The sequence below is a fragment of the Cytobacillus sp. genome, assembly GCF_032154635.1.
In the GTDB taxonomy this organism is placed as follows: domain Bacteria; phylum Bacillota; class Bacilli; order Bacillales; family Cytobacillaceae; genus Cytobacillus.
The window spans coordinates 1-17,579 of record NZ_JALDXW010000059.1; the positions used below are offsets into that span (position 1 = coordinate 1).

The following is a 17,579-nucleotide window of genomic DNA, read 5'->3' on the forward strand; positions in this document are numbered from 1 at the left end:
ATTCCCACGTTCTATAATTATAGATAAAGAGAAAAGTAATAGCTTTTACTTTTCAGGTAAGAGCATCTAATTTCCTCTCATCCGAACCAGACGTTTGATTTAGTAGGATGTTTAATTAAAATATCATTCGTACAATCTTTCTCTTTATAAACATGAAGGTTTTTAGAATATGATCCTATACATAAAAAAAGACGCGTTTTTAAATAAACGCGCCAATTTATTGAATTGTTACATAATCCCTTCAACCTTCTTATAACTTCTTTAACTTTATCCACAAATAGTACCGACTTATATGATAGAAATATTAAAAAATAGTCGGTATCATTCCCCCATCCATACGGATTGGAGATCCTTTAAATGCAGATGCATAAGGACTGCATACAAATGCAGCTAGTCTGCCTATTTCAATAGGCTTGATGAATCGCTGTATTTCTGACTGAGGTAAGTTTGTAGTCATAAATTCTTTCTCTTTTTGTGCAAAAGTCATATCTTCATTAGGGTATACACTCTCAATTATTTGTTGCACATTTTCCGAGAGTGTTGGTCCTGGCATGATCGTATTGACTGTAACTTCTTTTCCTATTGTTAATTTAGATAAGCTTTTTGACAAAGATAAGAGCATTGATTTTGTCATGCAATATTGAGGCATCTGTCCTGAAGGCATTAGGGCTTCCTCACTTGCAATAAAGATTATGCGACCGTAGTCATTTTTCATCATTTTAGGTAAATAGAATTTTGATAATCCATTTGCTGCAAGAACATTGGTACGGAAGTATTTTTCCCATACTTCATCGTCAACGTCGTCATATTGCATGATTTCATAAATGCCCATATTGTTAACTAAAATATCAATAGTCGGATATTTTTCAAATAACGCTTCTCTTTGTTGAATATCAACAAGATCGGCTGTAGCATTTTGAGGATTGGTAGCTGGGAAATCTGATTTTATTTCATTGACCGTTCTTTCTACCTCTTCATCGTTTCGTCCATTAATGAGTACATTCACACCTTCTTTGGCAAGTTCAATTGCAATGGCTTTACCGATTCCTTTCGTAGATCCTGTAACTAAAGCTGTTTTATTGCTTAATCCCATATCCATCTTACATTTCTCCTTTTAATTTCCTATATGTTGTGTACGCCAATTTGAAGGAGTATCTCCCTCCCAAAGACGGAAGGCACGGTAGAACGAGTTCTGATCTTCATATCCAATCAAGAATGCTACTTCTTTAATATCAAGCGAGGGGTCTACCAAATAATCTCGTGCCAGCTCATGTCGAACTTGTGTTAGTAAATGCTTAAAGCTTGTCCCTTCATCAGTAAGACGGCGCTGTAAGGTCCGGTCACTCATCCCTAACTCGCTCGCGACCATCTGAATGTCCGGGCGCCCAGCAGGTAAGTTTCGTTTCAATATCCACTTAACCATCTCGGTGATTGAATGGGTCCGATGCTCATCCAACGTTTTGTCCAATACGGGCGTCAGTATCTCCAGTAACTCCGCGTTGTACGAGACGAAGGGGCGATCTAGGTCTCCTCGATGCAGTGTCAGCCGGTTACAATTTCCGCCGATCCGGATACGACAGCCGAAGTAAGTTTCAAGTATCTGTATATCGCCCATTGGCTGTGAAAATTCGACTAACTTAGCCGTCAATGGCTTACCTGTGCCCCGGCGCCCTAGCTCCAGAAGAAATGCCAGTGTGATCCCTACGAGCATCGGCGGACCAGGCTGTTCGGTATACTGCCAGTCCAGTTCGATTGTACAGTACTTCCCTTCCTCGGTGATACGCAAGCTTTCAGGAGGACACAATTGTTTATAGCGGGCCATTCGCTTTAAAGCGTCGCGGTAGTCACGAGCATGGTAAGTTGCTAATACGGACGGTGGGTAATGCGCTGTCTCAAAGACGGTCGTAAGCTTGATAATTCCTTTGGCAATGTCATCGATAAGATCGGAATACGCCTCCCAGATCGCAAAATATTGGGAGGTGGAAACAGCAGGTTCCGTAATAATGGTGAGCGGCAGTCGTGCCTTTCGAACAACGTCGTGTGGAGATATCCCCAATTGATGTAGTCCTGTCCAAAATCCAGCAGGGAATTTTATACGAGTAAGAGACATCCTATTTGCCCTCCTTTAGCTATCTGTACATTCACTTTATTTGGTTGTGATTGCGTTCTTCCTAACTGATGGGACAGATAGTATTCTACCTGTCTAAGGCCATCTTTTAACTAGCAAATGGCGACATTTTACTTGCCAACTACGTCGAATTAAACCTCTCTAATTATCAACAAGAAATTCGCCTATAAAACTTAGTTTCAGGATTTTATTTTATATTTTTTATATGCTAATGGTGTCATGTTCAATGAATGTCGAAATTTCTCAATAAAATAGCTTGTACTATTAAAACCAACTTGATAGGCAACTTCAGTAACATTGGTCTCCGGTTGCTGCAAAAGAATTAGACTTTTTTGGATACGATAATCCATAACGTAATTGAATGGGGTTGTTTTTAAAATTTGCTTGAAGTATCGACAGCATTCAGATCGACTCAACCCGCCAGCTCTCGCAATATCCTCTAACATGATCTTCTCAGCATAATGTTGGTGTATCCAACTTAGCATTTGCTTCATTCGTTCACTCTTTACTATTTCCGTCTGTACGTATTCTGGTTGAAAACCATTAAAGATTAAATTTTTCCATATTATCGTTAGTTGCATCGTTATATCCATTTCAAAATACTGCGGTTTTTGTTCTATCAACTGTTTGATTTTTAAAAGGGCGTCTACTATGTTTTCTCCCCAAGGCTCATTTCCATTTACAAAAACGTAAGGTAAATTAGTTGCTTGAATATAAGGAGTTACATAGGTTGGGTAAAGTTCTTGTGACAAAACGAAATGGGGGGATACATTTAAACAAATATAGACACAGCCCGATTGATTCCTTTCTTCTGCCAAGTGCAGGCATCCACTATTTATAAATAGCCCGTCTCCTTTTCCTACTATTATCTTCTCTTCATTTATTTGAAAGCTGGCTTCCCCTTTTACAATCAGAACAAACTGAATTTCCTCATGCCAATGGAGTGGGATATACCCATGTATATTTTGATTAATCGTGGTTTCATAGCATGCAATCGGTAAGTCAAGTGTACGATGTTGGGTCAGTTCTTTTAAACTTTGATTAACCATAAAATTTTTTATTTGCAAGTAACCACCTCAATATATTTATATTTTTTCATTCGATTTAAGTATTATTTGAACAATTTCTCACTTATTATAACAATATTATTATATTTAAGAAGGAGAATCGATCATGAATAAACCTACTAGAAGAACAGGATTATTCCTCGTAATTACAGGAGCGATATTTTGGGGTGTTGGTGGTACAGTTTCACAAAAGCTCTTTCAACAATACGCAATCGATGTAAATTGGCTCGTAACAACACGATTGCTCACAGCTGGTTTTTTACTTTTAACCGTTCAATTTTTTTGGAAAGATCGTTCTCAAATTTTGGGTGTATGGAAAAATAAAAGGGCAGCTGCTCAACTAATTATTTTCGGGTTACTAGGCATGCTGGCGGTTCAATACACATATATGGCATCCATTAAATATGGAAATGCTGCGGTTGCGACACTATTACAATACTTAGCACCTGTCATGATTATCATTTACCTAATTTTACGTAAACAAGCTGTTCTAACTCGACGAGATTTGTTAACTGTTTCGCTTGCTTTAAGTGGCTGCTTTTTCTTATTAACAAACGGTTCAATCTCTGGCCTATCAGTCCCGGCACCTGCAATCGTTTGGGGTGTATTATCTGGACTAGCATTAGCATTTTACACCTTATACGCAATTCCTCTCCTTGAGCAATACGATTCCCTTGTCATAGTTGGCTGGGCGATGTTGATCGGTGGTTTTGCATTAAGCTTTATTCATCCGCCTTGGCAAATGGACTTTTCAAGCTTACCAGTAGAAGCCTATTTATACATAGTATTCGTGATCCTATTCGGTACAATGATTGCATTCTGGTTTTATATAGAAAGTTTACAAAGTCTTTCACCTAAAGAAACAAGCCTTTTAGGTAGTATAGAACCTCTAGCTGCTGTTCTAACAACAGTCTTTTGGTTAAAAGAACCTTTCGGATTTTTTCAGTGGATCGGTACAGCCTGTATCATTGGGATGATATTCTTACTCGCTTTGAAAAAAAAGACTGCATCAAAGACAACGCAGCCTCAAAAATATAAAAGGTCTTATAGAATTAGCTGATTCTATAAGGCTTTTTAATGCCTTAATTTTTTTAAAAATCCAATTTTCTTTTTCCTCGTTTTCCCCTATGGACGACTATTACATTAATACAGGACCTCCCTTTTGTTTCTTTTACATAATTTCGTATTTAATTGGTACCCTACATTCTAAAGAGCTACTGAGGTTGGAATAATTATGAATAGATATGAAAATTTAGAAACTGTAAATAGTCTAGAAGGGCCTTGTCCAATATGTTAAATGGAAATATATTTATTCATTTTTTTATTATGTGACTATAGGTCTAATCATTAGGTGGCTAATTGTAAAGTTAATAAAGCTTCAAAATGGGTAATTTAGATTGATTTTAAATTGATGAGGTGAATACAGGTTGCCTGAGTTAGATATAAGAGAAACCAGTTTATACTATAATGTACAGGGCAGTGGGGGTCCGATCGTTTTTATTCACCCACCATTACTTACAAGTGCAAATTTTATTTATCAAGTAGAAGAGTTATCTAAGAAATATCAAATTATTACTTTTGATATCAGAGGACATGGCAGGAGCGGGTATTCGAAACAGTCTATTACATACTCCTTAATTGTTGAAGATATCCTCTTTCTTTTAGATGATTTAGGAATAGATAAGGCGTTTATTTGTGGGTATTCGACAGGAGGTTCTATCGTATTAGAATATTTGTTGAATCATTCTAGCAGAGCATTAGGCGGCATTATTATTAGCGGGATGTCAGAAGTGGACGATTTGATTTTAAAGCAGAGAATATCTTTAGCAGTAAAAATTGCCAAAACAAAAACAATGCCTTTTCTGTCGCTTGCCATTACGTGGGGGAATTCTGATAGTAGAAGCATTTTTAGGAAGATGTACAAAGAAGCATCCCATGGGTTTGCTGAGAATATCAAGCAATATTACCGTTATAGCTTACAATATAATTGTACTGCAAAACTTCAACGTATTGATTTACCTGTTTTACTTGTATATGGTATGAAAGATAAATCCTTTCATAAATATGCTCAAATCTTACATGAAAAGCTGCCTAATAACCAATTGTTGTACTTAGAAAACGAAAAACACCAAATCCCTACGAAAGCAGCAACAAAATTAAATGAAGTGATTAATAATTTTATTAAGAATTTATTTTAAAACATTTAACAATGCAGTTCCTTTTCATGAAAAGACGCTTTCCATATTTCAGAAAAGCGTCCGTAACAGAAGACTCGACTCTTCAAATTCACCTACATTGATATCGTTTTTGTTGCAACGGTTTGCTGAAATAGCTGATCATGCTCAACAATAACCATTGTGGGGTTAAATCTTTGAATTAGCTCCTCAATCTGCATGCGAGAATAAATATCAATAAAATTTAACGGTTCATCCCAAATATATACATGAGCTTTTTCACATAAACTTTTCGCGATAAGCAGCTTTTTCTTTTGGCCGCCGGAATATTGAGATATATCTTTCTCAAATTGTATCCGGTCAAAGTCCATCTTTCGTAGAATAGATTTAAATAACGTTTCATCAATCTCATGCATTTCAATAAAGTCCGATAACAGTCCCTTCAAATGAGAAGTATCTTGTTGGACATAGGAAATAATGAGACCTGAACCTAAATGGATTGTGCCTGTATGCTGTATGGGATATCCCTGAATTAGTTTTAGAATACTACTCTTTCCGCTTCCATTTTTTCCATCAAGTACAATTCGGTCACCATGTTTAACGTTAAAGCTAATTGGCTTATTCACTATATGGCCATCGTACATAACAGACACATCAGTCAAAACAACCCATTCATTTGCCTGAAATTCCAATGGTTCTAATTTTAATGACTCGGTTTTTTCGACATTTTTTAGCAACTTTGACTTTTCCTCAATCGCTTTTTGTTGCCTTGATTCAAGGTTCTTTGCTCTTTTCATCATCTTTGCCGCTTTATGCCCTACAAACCCCTTATCCAGCTTAGAACCCGAATTTGTTGTCCCGTTTTTAGATGCTTCCACTTGACTAGACCAACCAGCTGATCGCTTTGAAGATTGTTTTAATCTCCCAATGTCTTTTTGCAGACGCTGATTTGCTGCCTCTTCATGTTCTTGCTGTCTATCAAAATTTAACTTCCAAGAAGAATAGTTGCCACTTTGCACTTCAATATTTGCTCTATTTATAGATAAGATATGGTCAACGCATCCATCTAAAAATATTCTGTCATGTGAAATTAATATAAACCCTTTTTTCTTACGCAGATAATCAGAGACCACTTTCCGAGCATCAGTGTCTAGATGATTGGTTGGCTCATCAATTAATAAAAATTGACCCTCATTCAAAAATAGTGCAGCGAGCAGCACCTTTGTTTGTTCTCCATTTGATAATATTTTAAATGGCCGGTACATAACCTCAGCATCAACATTTAGATAGGATATTTCACGAAGAAATTCCCAATCTTCTGCTTGGGGACAAATTTCTTCAAAGATTTCATGTGTATACTTGTCTTTATCCGAAATTGGATAGGGGAAATAATTAAATTCTACCGAAGAAATAATATTCCCGCTGTACTCATATTTCCCTAATAATAAATTAAAAAATGTAGTCTTGCCTCGTCCATTCCTGCCGATAAATCCAAGTTTCCAATCTGTATCTATTTGAAAGTTTACACCTTCAAAAATATTGTCAAAACTACCTGGGTAAGAAAACGTTAAGTCTTGAACTTTTATCATTGACATAATCATTCCTCCTTTGTATATCAACACGTATTACGTTTATACAAAGTCGGTCCACCCATCTAATTAAATATCTCCGTATAAGTTTGATGGATAAAAACGACTTATACGGAGTATTACATGTGTAACAATCGTATCTGTACTCATTTTATTCTCTCCTTTACTTAGTAGAAATTAGGTAAAGATATGGATCTTATCTGTGTTAGAATCAAAAAAATCCTCCCATTTTTAATGGGAAGGATTAGACATACACTCAAATTTAATCATGCGTAAACTGATTTATAAAAATGAATAGACGAATCCTATATTTTAAAGTACGAACGTATTCGTGTTAAATAAAATATAGATTAGTTAATCATCGTTCATCCATCAGTCCTTTCACATTTATACTATAATAGTAACAATTTTTTTTATAAAATACAATTTTGTAATATATTCCTTTAACCTCCTGGCCATCTGCTTTGTAATATCCCCTCAAATTACTGCTTGTTGCTCTCTTGATAATTTGCATACAATTGACCGCAAGCAGCATCTATATCCATTCCAAATTGACTTCTAATCGTCACATTGAGCCCTGATGCTTTTAATTCTTTATAAAAATGAACAACACGGCTTTCGTCCACTTCAGCAAACCTGAAAGGGGAACGAACGGTACGGTTATATCTGATTAAATTGACATGATATAGACTCCCAGATTTATATCGGCCTTTTAAAAGACTCACTACCTTTTTAGCATGATTAATTGAATCATTTACACCAGGCAACATAATATAAGCGATGTAAACTTTTCTCGATGTTATTCGTATATGCTCATCTAAAGTATCCAACACATCTAATAAGGGATAACGAATATTAATTGGCATCAACTTACTTCGTTGCTCATTAAATGGGGAATGTAATGAAAACGTCAAGTTAACTTGCGGATAATTCTGAGTCATTTTTTTAATGCTGGGTATAATACCGATAGTTGAAATAGAGATTCTACGAGGGCTTAAAGCAAACAGCGTAGGATCGGTAAGTACGTCTAAGGCATCGAAAACCTGTACATTTGATAATGCTTCTCCCATCCCCATAAAAGAAATACTATCAATGGAATGACCTAGTAAGTGAAAATGAAGAATTTGGTCAGTCATTTCATCTGATGTCAAATTCCTTTTTAATCCAATGTCACCTGTTGCACAAAATTTACATCCAAAACTACATCCGCACTGAGAAGATATACAAAATGATTCCCACCCAGCTCTATATTTCATATTAACTGTTTCTATTTTTTCATCTCCCGAAATTCCAAACAAAACTTTCGTGACTTGCTCAGAATGCTGTTCCTTTAAAGGAACAACATCTAAAATAGTTTCCCCAAATTCTTTAACTAAAAGTTCTCTTAGCGATTTTGGAAGTACATTCATATCATTGAATTTATCTATTCTTTCTTTAAAAATAGCATTCAATAGTTGTTTCATTCTAAAATTTGGGCAATTACGTTCCCTTAAAAATTCTTCTATTCTTCTATATTTATTCTTTTGTCTTAATTGCATGTTTCTCACCTTCCATATGACTCTCTAATCATTTATGAGTAAATAGAAGGGAGTTTATCTATCCTTTAAGTTAAAGAAGAACACAAAAAGCACCGATCAAATTATCGGTGCTAGACATTAATAGCAAATTGTACACAAATAAATTAAGGCATTTATTTGTATTTTGTCATAGATGCAATGCTCCGATAACTGTTTTTTATATGGTTGTATAGCATAAAAAAGGACAGACTACTCCCTTTGTATGCTAATTCATTACCAATTTTTGCATTTTTCCCAAACAAAATTCTAAAAACAGTTAACATCGCTTGCACCTCCCTTTGTCAAATTTATTATTGAGTAATCTAACATAAAAGTAAGTATATGTAAAGTGGAAATCGAATGAATTGTTGTTCGTTCAATAAGAAATTAAAATTTAATCTAATTTTTTTACAAATAAAACTCTGTCTTGATTTGGTCCGTCATAGTCTATATTTATTGACAGATCATCAACCATTTTATCTCCATCTTCAATTTCAAAACCCATCCTCGTATGGTAGGCAATCGAACCTTTATTGACTGGTGACGTTACACAACGGACTATATTTCGATTATTTCGCTTTACCGCATTAAAAAATTTATTGTATAAATGTTTTCCAATATTATGCTTTCTGTATTCAGGATGAACTCCAACGAAATGAATATATGCCTCATTTGAATGAGTTTGAGAAAGGAATCCTATTAGAAAACCTACAAGTTTACCATCCTTTTCTGCAATGAAACTTGTTTGTGTAAAATGGTCGAAGAATAATTTCGGTAACTTATCAGACATATCCCTGCCTCCCCACCACTCATTGATTAGAGGTGAAATTATATAGTAATCTGAACCTTTAACTAAACGAATTTCCATATTAATCTCCCTTTTTGTGAAAATCTATTTAAACGAATATTAACTTTAAAGCAAATTTTTAGTATTCCCTATATGCTTTATTTTAATAAGAAAGCGCTATTCTTCCGCTTATTGAGTAAGCTAGCTTCTTAATGCTTCAGTTAAGGCATGAATTGCACTCATTACTTCTTTCGTATTTTCTTCACTGTTCATGTTGTTTCTCGCATGAAGAAGAACAGGTCTTACAGACTCTACCGAACGTCCAAATTCGTACATCCATTCATAGTGGGGAACCATCCAAGTATGAAAATGATGGGTTGTATCTTCATTGTAAAAATAATAAACGTATTCGATATCTAGAATCTCTCTTTGAAACTTTCTAATCTTTGAAAGAATGTTTATATAGTCATATCTTTCTTCTTCTGTTAGTTCATCCAAACATTTTATATGACGTTTTGAGGCTACAATTATTAACCCCCTTATTGGATATGCAACATCCTGATGTGCATGAAAATATTCGGTTTCAACCACTACACCGCCTTCTGGCTCAATAAGTCCACTTGTCAACGCACAACTTAAACATTCAACTTCTACTGTTTTTCCATCAGATAATGTAATTTTTCTCAATGACGTTTCCCCCAAATATCATATTAATGTTATTCAATCATCCTACCCGTTTAAAGTGAAATCTATCATAAACATCCCCTAGCATTACATAGGCAATTACACATACAAAAAGAAAAATTAAGACACATTTATTATTCATCACTCACCAGCATTGTATAGATTTCAATTATATTTCCATCCAGATTGTATAGTGATAATAAAGTTGTTTAATTTCACTCTATGATTTTTTTAGGGAATAAAGGTGTTTAATTTTCGGCGAACGAATCTTTAACAATTGCCCTCATAAATGAATTTATATTTATCCTTTAATATGTTCAATGTATCATTCAGAAAAGTGGTTTTATTTAATGAATCATTTATGCCATCTTCTACACGATCAAAACGAAATGCACGTATAATGGCAAATAACGAAGGGATTGATTGCATTTCTAATTCATTAAATGTTCTCTCCTCGGTATAATTTTTAATAAATTGTTCAAATCTCATTGAAGATTTTTTCTCACCTATGTACTTAACATGCCAGCTTAAATAGATTCCTACAGCTATACATTCGTTGATTAACACTTCATCACCAGCCAAATTAAAATCAAAGATTCCAACAATATGTTCTTTTTCATTAAACACCATATTGTAGTGACAAAAATCTCCTTGCGTCGCTGCTTTTGGCAAATAAGGCCACATTTTTTCTAACTTACTTCGATGCTGCATGTACAGAGTTTTAATTTCAGCCATTTGAATTTCTTTAGAAAATGCTTTTTCAAAATCCAAAAAGCTTATTTCATTTTCATCATAATCCCCAATGTTATCTGTTTTATTTCCACCGAACATAGACCAAGATGTCGCTTGATTTAATTTGTAAGCATGTTCTAGTGAAAAACGATGCATTTTTCCTAAGGCTTTGCCGATTTCATTAATATGTTGATCTGTTACATGTTCAAGTGTTATCCCTGGTAATTTAAATTCCAATGTATAGATTATTTCTTCATGCTCAACTGCATAAGTTGAATTTATTGTTTTAATATAAGTAGAGACTGGTAGGATAGACTTTAGTTCATTAGCAAATTCACATATTCGATTTACTTTCTCACATATATTATTTTCACCTTTTAAGATATAGACATTACCGTCAGTACCAACAATTTCGGCTAATTTATTATCCGAATCTCTCACTACATTTAATCTATTCACATCAATATCCCAAAAGGATTTTAATAAATTCCTAATTGGAAAGGTAGCTTCTTTCATTTGTAACCTCCTTAATTTTTCAATCCTTTTCTTAAAGTAAGAGTATCGAAAATATTCTTTCATTCAGTATACTCAACAACATTAAAAGATGGTATAAAAAACCAATTTTATACCATCTTTTTAATCAACTATTAAATTTATTAATCATATCTTCCACCTTAAACAGAAACAAGAATAATACTTGTGTTTCCACATCCATTTGGAATTAATTACACGATGAATGTCTTCTATACAATTAAACAATAATAAGGCAGACAAGATGCGTTATTCAGTGCAACTCGTCTGCTTTTTACATCGATTCAACGTATAGAAGAACAAAAGGAGGTATATGGATGTCTGTATATATCACACCAATTATGACCGCCTTCATTATGTTTGGTGTATTAGGTTTTCTGCTTGTTATCCCTTGGCTGGTATATAGCTATAGAAAGTATGGCTATTTTAGTTTTTGGGCTTCCGTTGTTGTTTACTCATTTATTTTCTATATGTTATCAGCACTATTTTTAGTTCTCTTGCCGCTACCGTCAACTAGGAATACTTGCGCTTTTCAATCACCAAATACGATTTATTATTCATTAAAACCATTCACCTTTATACGAGATACTTTAAAAAGCGGTTCAATTATTTGGTCACAACCGCGGTCATATATTCAGATATTCAATCAAAGTGCTTTTTGGCAGGCGGCATTTAATTTTCTGTTATTGCTTCCTTTTGGAGTATATTTGAGATACTTTTTCCCAAAAAAACGATATTGGAAAAGGGCATTAGCTTTAGGATTTGCCCTGTCCCTCTTTTACGAACTAACACAAGTTACTGGAATTTACGGAATTTACACATGCCCCTATCGTTTATTTGATGTTGACGATCTAATGTTAAATAGCACAGGCGCGCTCTTTGGTTTCCTTGTAGCGCCAGTCATACTGGCTTTATTTCCTTCTCAGGAAAAATTATTGGCGAAAGCAGAAAAAATGCAGAAGAGCCATCTCGTACCGCCGCTGTCGCAATTACTTGCTGTACTTATAGATTATTATTTCATTAAATTGACGTTTACTTTCACAGTCGGACTGCTAACCTCAAGTGGATTCATAGAAATGGTGTATACAACAGCGGGCTTTATGGTGGTGTATTTTGTTTTCCCCCTTCTATGGGGAGGAAAAACTATCGGAACTAGCATGATGCGATTTAAACTTTCAAATTTGGAAGGAGATGCCCCTTCATGGCAAACCTTGTTAAAAAGAACCGTTGCCTTATATTTACCTTGGTTGGCATCTATGTTATTCCCACTTCTCACTCACATTAAATTAGACATGGAATCTCACTATTACGCTATTCATGTGTGGGTAACGGTGGCCATCTTCACGTTTGTTAGCATCATGTGGCTGACTTTATCCATTCATGCCGTTTCCGTCATGTTTAAAAAAGGGAAACGTACCTTCTACTTTGACTATGCTGCAGAAATTCTCCCAAGAAAAAAGGAAGCAAATTCTTAAAACAGGATTTGCTTCCTTTTTTATCTACCTCTTTTAGAGCAAATGGAGTAATAAATGTAACATTCTATCAATCTTTCTCTACATTTTTTTGTTTAAGTAGAAAAAAAACAGTACTCCATCTTCTGTATTCACTACACCATATTCCGCATCATGCAGCTCTAATATGTTCTTTGAAATAGCAAGCCCCAATCCTGTTCCGCCTTTCGAACGCTGACGAGATGTATCTCCACGATAAAATCGATCCCAAATTTTCTCTAAATGTTCCTCAGATATATGCGTCCCTTCATTTTCCACACATACTTTTACACGATCATTTTCTTCTATCGCAGAAATCAGAATACCTTTATGTTCTGGTGTGTAACGAATGGCGTTGGTAATAAAATTTGTGAGAACTTGTTCAATACGGTGTTGATTGGCAACAACGATACTATTTGTTAGCTGCTTATGCACATGTATGTTCTTATTAGTTATGTCTATAGCTAATTGCTCACATATATACTCTATGACCTGGTCAATATAGAAGACTTCCATTTTCATTTTGTACGTTCCAGACTCAAACTTTGCTAATTCGAGCATATCAACTATGAGCCTATCCATTTTATCTACTTCTTTCGTCATTGCCTTAAAATAATAATCCTTTTTATGACTGGCAACACCATCCTCTAGAATGGAAATGCAGCTCTTCATAATACTTAAAGGCGTTTTTAATTCATGTGATACACCTGAAATAAATTCTTTACGTGTATTTTCTAATTGTTTTTCTTTCTCTATATCTTGTTGCAGCTGATTAATATATGAATGCAAAGTGTTGGAAAGTGTATTAATATTGTGAGATAACGTACCAATTTCATCTTTTGATGTAATCGGTATGGTCTCTGAAAAATCCAAGTTTGCAATCTTGTTTGTCGTATCATTTATTGTCAGTAATGGTTTTGCGATCTTTTTTGAATAATAAAATGATGCCAGAACAACAAGAAGCAGAACAAATACAATTAAGTATATATAATAATCTCCTACCATTTGTACTGCTTCATCAACTGGTTGTAATGATGTCATAGCAAAAATATAAGTTGTTTTACCAGTTGTATCTTTTATGGGGCTAATAAATATTTTGTAATTAATATTATTTTCCTCATAGTCCATTATTTCAGCATCGGCATTATGATTTCCACTAAACAGCAGGTTTGATTGAAACTGTTTTATTCTTTCGACAAACACACGATTTGTATATATGTTTGAACTTAGCGTCCCCTCTGGTAATTGTAATTCTTTTATTTCTCCTGATAAATATATATTCAATTTCTTCAGTTCTTCTGCTGTTAAAGTATTACTTGTATCCTTTAAACCTTCTGCCCCTTTCTCTTCAAAGTTTTTTCTCCATCTATCTATTGAAGATTGATCGCTGCCTTCTAAAGAAGGTTCTGTTTCCGTTCTTTTGCCATATAGATTTTCTGATAACCGTTTATTCTCTAATAGAAAATTCCCGTTTTCTGCCGTTATCAAAACAGGAACGACCGTATCATCTTTAATTATCCCATCAATCATAATACGATTTCCCTGTTCTAAATTAAACTTCTCCCTTTCTATATCTTCTAAACCAATGAAGCTATACAAAGGGATGTTCATTACACGATCAAAGAAAGCCTCGTTTGTGGACTTAGCTACATGAACTTTTACAGAAAAATCATTAGCATATCTAATATTTCCTACACTATCTAGTGTTGTAATCCACGTCGTATTTTCTTGGTAAAAATCCTGTTGAAGTTTTTGAATTGCTGGTACATCTTCTCCTGCCTTTACATACTCTTTCTTAAAAGATTGAATACCAGCTTCAATTTCATTAACCTTTTGGTTTGCATAATATTGTTTAAAAAATATGGTTTGTCCAATATAAATAATCGCCAAAATGAGCATGCATAATAATGTTGTCAGCATAAATAATTTTGATACAATTCCTATTTTCATGCTTTGCCCTCAAATTTATAACCAGCTCGAATAACAGTTACAATACAATTTGCTTTTTCACCTAATTTATGACGTAAATTTCGGATATGACTATTGACTGTACGATCATCACCAGCAAATTCATACCCCCAAATTTTAGTTATCAGTTTTTCTCTCGTAATAATTATCCCTTGATTTTGCATTAAATAGGTTAATATTTCAAATTCGGTATATGTCAAATTAATATTCTCTCCTTTTACCGTCACGGTACGTGAAGGGAAATGGACATGGATATCGTTATGAATGATGGTATCTTCATTAGATAACTGACCTGCAGAAGCATATCGACTATTAATTAATCTTTTTACCCTTGCCAATAAAATTGGCGGACTGTACGGTTTTGTCACATAATCATCAGCGCCTAATTCAAAACCAAGTAACGTATCATCTTCATCCGCACGGGCTGTTAACATAATAATAGACACATTAGATGATTTGCGAATTCGTCTGCAAACAGACCATCCATCTAACTCTGGCAACATAATGTCCAAAATAATTAAATGTACTTCATGTTCTTCAAATTTAGCTAAAGCTTCATGTCCGTTTACTGCTTCCAATACTTCATATCCTTCATTCAATAAATAATCTTTAACGATTTCACGTAAAATATCTTCATCTTCTACAATTAATATCGTTTTTTTCATATTTCTCCCTCACATGATCTAAATGGTTCGTACCAATGAAAGAATATCATAGCGATGTAAAGATGAGATAAAGAAAGCTAACTTAGTACCATTTATTATTATTTATGATGTTCTCCGCTCGTTCGCTAGACAAAAGAAATCAGTTAAACAAGATTCCTAAAGAGACTTATTTGCCAAAGGCAACCAGCCGCTCAAAAGTGCACCACCGTCTGAAAGATTCCCTGCGGCAAGTTCACCTCCGTGTTGCGTAATGACTCTTTTTGAAATAGTTAATCCGAGCCCGGCTCCCCCAGTTGAACGATTTCTCGATGCTTCCCCTCGGTATAATGGTTCAAAAACACGTTGAAGCTCCTCTGATGAGAAACCCTCGCCTGTATCTTTAATAGTAAAGAACACATTGGTGCCGTTTTTATAGCATTCTACAAATATCTTCCCATGGGGAGGTGTAAACTTGACCGCATTATCCAATAAATTGTTCATGGCTCGCTCCAATAAGTGCGAATCGCCAATGACTGCACATGGTTCACCAAATTGTTTCACGATGATAGATATGAATTTTTGATGAGCTAGCGGACGAACGCTGTCAATCGACTTCTGTAAAACATATGAAAGGTCAACCGTATTTTCTTTGAATTCCCTCTCCATCATTTCGGTCTTTGTAAATGTGAAAAGGTCCTCTACAAGTCGATCCAATTGTGCAGACTTTTCCTTACAAACCTGCAGATACTTTTCTTGCTTTTCAGGTGAATCTGCAATGCCTTGCTCCAAACCGTCCAGATAACCGCGTAAGGCGAATAGTGGCGTTCGTAAATCATGTGCGATAGCAGCAATCACAAATCTCCGTTCCTCTTCCCATTCTACCTGTTTCTGAAAAGACTCATTTAGACCGTGTACCATAACATTAAATCCTTCCTGGACTTCAGTAATTTCTGAAATCCGCGATGAAGGTAACAGGATATCCAAATCTCCTTCTGCAATCTGCCGAGCGCTTAGACTCATTTTTTCCAAAGGAATGAGAATATATCTTCGAATGGCATAGGCAACAAGCAAAAATGCAAATAGCAGACCAGCAACTACAGCCATTATTTGAGTCATTCTTGAATGGGCTTGAACTCCAAGATTAAGCGATTTTGTTTCAAGAAAATGCGCGCCTACATAAAATAGCCATGGGAAAAGCAAGATAATCAATAAGCAGAGAATGGTGAACTTACGAATGCGAATGGTTTTCATCTTATTCTCCTTTGAAACGATAGCCGATGCCCCAAACATTAACTATAAATTGCGGATCATTCGGATCTGCCTCAATTTTCTCCCGAAGTCGGCTCAGATGAACACGAATCGTATGCTTGTCTCCAATGCCTTCCCAAAATTTTCCAAGTAATTGGTCGTATGAAAAGACATATTTGGGATGTTCCGCGAACAATTGCAGCAAATCATACTCTCTCGGTGTGAGTGAGATAGGCTGCCCTTCTACAAACACTTCTCTTGTCGACAAATCCAGCGAGAGACGTCCATAATCCAAGACCTTCCTCTTAAATTCTTGCTGAGAATTGGAGCGCCGCAATACAGCCTTCACTCTTGCAACGATCTCACCCGGTGAAGCGGTTTTGACTATATAATCGTCTCCACCAAGTGCCAGGCCGCGAATCTTGTCTACATCCTCACTTAAAGCACTCAAAAAAAGGATCGGTACGTTGCTTTTCATGCGAATCTGCCGGCATAATTCAAATCCATTTTGTCCCGGCATCATAATATCAAGGATAATGCAATGAATGGTACTCTGCTTTAACACGGCTAGTGCCTGTGAAGTGTCATAAGCAGTTTTCACATCAAACCCTTCATGTTCTAAGAAATCCCTCAATAGCTCGACAATACTTTTATCATCGTCAACAACTAGAATCGTATGTACTTCCTTCACGAAAATCCGCCTTTCTCAAATGACACGCTCTAGAAACGAACCTACCCATTCATATTTGATTTTAGTTTATCATTTTTTCAATAAAGATAACGTTTTATGATGGATTGTGATTATTTTGTGATTGTTTTATCCCCTCGTTTGAGACATTCAAAGGTTATTCTGACATTGTTGAATGATCAGCATTTATGTGCAATGTTTCCAATTCACAATTTAATTACTTTAAGGGAGGTTTTACGTATGGGGTTAGAAAATCAAAGTTTCTCATTTTTTCCATTTGGTGCATTGTTTTG

Annotated in this window: 15 protein-coding genes and 1 pseudogene; 4 read left to right on the forward strand and 12 right to left on the reverse strand. The window is 35.1% G+C overall.

Annotated features, from left to right (window positions below; genetic code table 11):
• Positions 1–304: 304 nt before the first annotated feature.
• The 3 genes from RUH74_RS22615 to RUH74_RS22625 form a co-directional block, all read right to left on the reverse strand.
• The gene (locus RUH74_RS22615) at positions 305–1,099 is read right to left on the reverse strand and encodes an SDR family NAD(P)-dependent oxidoreductase (protein WP_313804635.1); all 795 of its coding nucleotides are present in this window, start codon (positions 1,097–1,099) and stop codon (positions 305–307) included.
• A 15-nt stretch (positions 1,100–1,114) separates the two neighbouring features.
• Positions 1,115–2,110, reverse strand: coding sequence for a helix-turn-helix domain-containing protein (locus RUH74_RS22620; protein WP_313804638.1), 996 nt, complete (start codon positions 2,108–2,110; stop codon positions 1,115–1,117).
• A gap of 197 nt (positions 2,111–2,307) precedes the next feature.
• The gene (locus RUH74_RS22625; protein ID WP_313804641.1) at positions 2,308–3,195 is read right to left on the reverse strand and encodes an AraC family transcriptional regulator; all 888 of its coding nucleotides are present in this window, start codon (positions 3,193–3,195) and stop codon (positions 2,308–2,310) included.
• 106 nt (positions 3,196–3,301) lie between these two features.
• Here RUH74_RS22625 and RUH74_RS22630 point away from each other — a divergent pair, with 106 nt between their 5' ends.
• Entirely contained in the window at positions 3,302–4,255 is a 954-nt protein-coding gene (locus RUH74_RS22630) for a DMT family transporter (RefSeq protein ID WP_313804644.1), read from the forward strand.
• A gap of 367 nt (positions 4,256–4,622) precedes the next feature.
• Positions 4,623–5,393, forward strand: a complete 771-nt coding sequence (locus tag RUH74_RS22635) for an alpha/beta fold hydrolase (protein WP_313804647.1) — start codon at positions 4,623–4,625, stop codon at positions 5,391–5,393.
• A 92-nt stretch (positions 5,394–5,485) separates the two neighbouring features.
• On the opposite strand, the gene RUH74_RS22640 is transcribed toward RUH74_RS22635, so the two are convergent.
• The 5 genes from RUH74_RS22640 to RUH74_RS22660 all read right to left on the reverse strand — a co-directional run bounded on the left by RUH74_RS22640 (position 5,486) and on the right by RUH74_RS22660 (position 11,233).
• Entirely contained in the window at positions 5,486–6,964 is a 1,479-nt protein-coding gene (locus RUH74_RS22640) for an Lsa family ABC-F type ribosomal protection protein (protein WP_313804650.1), read from the reverse strand.
• 476 nt (positions 6,965–7,440) lie between these two features.
• Positions 7,441–8,496: a Cfr family 23S rRNA (adenine(2503)-C(8))-methyltransferase gene (locus tag RUH74_RS22645; RefSeq protein WP_313804653.1), complete on the reverse strand. Its 1,056-nt coding sequence runs from the start codon at positions 8,494–8,496 to the stop codon at positions 7,441–7,443.
• Positions 8,497–8,908: 412 nt separating this feature from the next.
• Positions 8,909–9,382 carry a GNAT family N-acetyltransferase gene (locus RUH74_RS22650; protein WP_313804656.1) on the reverse strand — a complete coding sequence of 158 codons (474 nt, stop codon included), beginning with the start codon at positions 9,380–9,382 and terminating at the stop codon, positions 8,909–8,911.
• A 120-nt stretch (positions 9,383–9,502) separates the two neighbouring features.
• Positions 9,503–9,988 carry an HIT family protein gene (locus RUH74_RS22655; protein ID WP_313804659.1) on the reverse strand — a complete coding sequence of 162 codons (486 nt, stop codon included), beginning with the start codon at positions 9,986–9,988 and terminating at the stop codon, positions 9,503–9,505.
• 267 nt (positions 9,989–10,255) lie between these two features.
• The gene (locus RUH74_RS22660; protein WP_313804661.1) at positions 10,256–11,233 is read right to left on the reverse strand and encodes a phosphotransferase; all 978 of its coding nucleotides are present in this window, start codon (positions 11,231–11,233) and stop codon (positions 10,256–10,258) included.
• Positions 11,234–11,565: 332 nt separating this feature from the next.
• Here RUH74_RS22660 and RUH74_RS22665 point away from each other — a divergent pair, with 332 nt between their 5' ends.
• Positions 11,566–12,723, forward strand: coding sequence for a VanZ family protein (locus RUH74_RS22665; protein ID WP_313804663.1), 1,158 nt, complete (start codon positions 11,566–11,568; stop codon positions 12,721–12,723).
• A 78-nt stretch (positions 12,724–12,801) separates the two neighbouring features.
• On the opposite strand, the gene RUH74_RS22670 is transcribed toward RUH74_RS22665, so the two are convergent.
• The 4 genes from RUH74_RS22670 to RUH74_RS22685 all read right to left on the reverse strand — a co-directional run bounded on the left by RUH74_RS22670 (position 12,802) and on the right by RUH74_RS22685 (position 17,289).
• Positions 12,802–14,688 carry a HAMP domain-containing sensor histidine kinase gene (locus tag RUH74_RS22670; RefSeq protein WP_313804665.1) on the reverse strand — a complete coding sequence of 629 codons (1,887 nt, stop codon included), beginning with the start codon at positions 14,686–14,688 and terminating at the stop codon, positions 12,802–12,804.
• Positions 14,685–15,371: a response regulator transcription factor gene (locus RUH74_RS22675; protein ID WP_313804667.1), complete on the reverse strand. Its 687-nt coding sequence runs from the start codon at positions 15,369–15,371 to the stop codon at positions 14,685–14,687. Before RUH74_RS22675 ends, RUH74_RS22670 begins: the two co-directional genes overlap by 4 nt.
• Positions 15,372–15,527: 156 nt before the next feature.
• Complete coding sequence (locus RUH74_RS22680) at positions 15,528–16,601, reverse strand: sensor histidine kinase (RefSeq protein ID WP_313804669.1); 1,074 nt, start codon at positions 16,599–16,601, stop codon at positions 15,528–15,530.
• Between the two features lies 1 nt (position 16,602).
• Positions 16,603–17,289 (reverse strand): response regulator transcription factor, encoded by a 687-nt coding sequence (locus tag RUH74_RS22685; protein ID WP_313804672.1) that lies wholly within the window; start codon positions 17,287–17,289, stop codon positions 16,603–16,605.
• Positions 17,290–17,385: 96 nt separating this feature from the next.
• On the opposite strand from RUH74_RS22685, the pseudogene RUH74_RS22690 reads away from it, so the two are divergent.
• Positions 17,386–17,579 (forward strand): annotated as a pseudogene (locus tag RUH74_RS22690) (hypothetical protein); the annotation flags it as partial.

Bases quoted from the DNA above. Each gene is read 5' to 3' on its own strand.
- RUH74_RS22615 (WP_313804635.1), bottom strand. From the start codon at position 1,099: ATGGATATGGGATTAAGCAATAAAACAGCTTTAGTTACAGGATCTACG.
- RUH74_RS22650 (WP_313804656.1), bottom strand. From the start codon at position 9,382: ATGGAAATTCGTTTAGTTAAAGGTTCAGATTACTATATAATTTCACCT.
- RUH74_RS22620 (WP_313804638.1), bottom strand. From the start codon at position 2,110: ATGTCTCTTACTCGTATAAAATTCCCTGCTGGATTTTGGACAGGACTA.
- RUH74_RS22675 (WP_313804667.1), bottom strand. From the start codon at position 15,371: ATGAAAAAAACGATATTAATTGTAGAAGATGAAGATATTTTACGTGAA.
- RUH74_RS22630 (WP_313804644.1), top strand. From the start codon at position 3,302: ATGAATAAACCTACTAGAAGAACAGGATTATTCCTCGTAATTACAGGA.
- RUH74_RS22680 (WP_313804669.1), bottom strand. From the start codon at position 16,601: ATGAAAACCATTCGCATTCGTAAGTTCACCATTCTCTGCTTATTGATT.
- RUH74_RS22670 (WP_313804665.1), bottom strand. From the start codon at position 14,688: ATGAAAATAGGAATTGTATCAAAATTATTTATGCTGACAACATTATTA.
- RUH74_RS22645 (WP_313804653.1), bottom strand. From the start codon at position 8,496: ATGCAATTAAGACAAAAGAATAAATATAGAAGAATAGAAGAATTTTTA.
- RUH74_RS22640 (WP_313804650.1), bottom strand. From the start codon at position 6,964: ATGTCAATGATAAAAGTTCAAGACTTAACGTTTTCTTACCCAGGTAGT.
- RUH74_RS22660 (WP_313804661.1), bottom strand. From the start codon at position 11,233: ATGAAAGAAGCTACCTTTCCAATTAGGAATTTATTAAAATCCTTTTGG.
- RUH74_RS22665 (WP_313804663.1), top strand. From the start codon at position 11,566: ATGTCTGTATATATCACACCAATTATGACCGCCTTCATTATGTTTGGT.